The sequence below is a fragment of the Pseudoalteromonas sp. S1727 genome (genome assembly GCF_005886375.1).
Classification (GTDB): Bacteria; Pseudomonadota; Gammaproteobacteria; order Enterobacterales; family Alteromonadaceae; genus Pseudoalteromonas; species Pseudoalteromonas haloplanktis.
This window is the reverse complement of the sequence record NZ_PNDT01000369.1, coordinates 1-360: the sequence shown is the minus strand read 5'-3', so window position 1 is coordinate 360 and position 360 is coordinate 1. Positions and strand designations below refer to the sequence as shown.

Here is a 360-nt window from a genome sequence, read left to right as displayed (position 1 = left end):
TAATGCCGCCTATGCGTCGCACAATTGCAGATGATGGAAAGCGAAGCGCAAGCTAAAATGATGCAATTAAAACAAAACCAACAGCGCCAACGCAGTGAAGAAATGTGTGGAATTCTATTTGCAGTACCAAGCTTGGCAGCGAAAAGTACGTTGTTAGTAGAGCTTGAAATCTGCAACTTCAGAGGTAGGAAATAAATTTAAGCGCATTGATACTCTCATTGCAGATGGAAATACAGTAGCGGCTAAAACACATTTGGTTGATATGTTAGCAGCGCACCCGGAACTTAAGGTGCACTTAACTGAGCAATATAAACAGCTATTACAGTAAAATGTAATCGACTTATGTTCGCTATATGGCTA

The 360-nt window shown here is 40.6% G+C and carries 1 protein-coding gene; it reads left to right on the top strand.

Going from position 1 to position 360, the window contains the following annotated elements:
• The first annotated feature begins 57 nt into the window (after nt 1–57).
• On the top strand, nt 58–195 hold the full coding sequence (locus CWB85_RS22610; RefSeq protein ID WP_171039085.1) for a hypothetical protein: 138 nt from the start codon (nt 58–60) through the stop codon (nt 193–195).
• The last annotated feature ends 165 nt before the right edge of the window (nt 196–360 follow it).

Coding starts and splice junctions, on each gene's coding strand:
- CWB85_RS22610 (WP_171039085.1), top strand. CDS start 58: ATGATGCAATTAAAACAAAACCAACAGCGCCAACGCAGTGAAGAAATG.